Here is a 256-nt window from a genome sequence, read left to right as displayed (position 1 = left end):
AAACCGCTCCGGTCCTTTAGCCGGGCGGCTATTTGTCATGCCCGGCTCCCTTTCAAATCCAAGGAGCACACCTGATGTCTGCATACGGACACGGCCGTCACGAGCATGGCCAAAATTTTCTCACCAACCACAAGATCATCAACTCCATCATCGACCTTGTGAAACAAACCTCCGGCCCCATCATTGAGATCGGACCAGGAAGCGGTGCCCTCACTCACCCGATGGCCCACTTGGGGAGGGCGATAACGGCAGTTGA

Annotated in this window: 1 protein-coding gene; it reads left to right on the top strand. The window is 55.9% G+C overall.

Annotation, left to right across the window (positions count from 1 at the left end; all coding sequences use genetic code 11):
* Positions 1-74 precede the first annotated feature (74 nt).
* The coding region (locus HMPREF3056_RS01405) for an rRNA adenine N-6-methyltransferase family protein (protein ID WP_305764479.1) at positions 75-256 on the top strand (182 nt) is incomplete at its 3' end.

Origin of the sequence: Corynebacterium sp. HMSC056F09 (assembly GCF_001815785.1) — a bacterium.
Lineage (GTDB): Bacteria > Actinomycetota > Actinomycetes > Mycobacteriales > Mycobacteriaceae > Corynebacterium > Corynebacterium hiratae.
The sequence above is the reverse complement of the archived record's forward strand: the minus strand, read 5'-3'. Positions and strand labels throughout refer to the sequence as shown.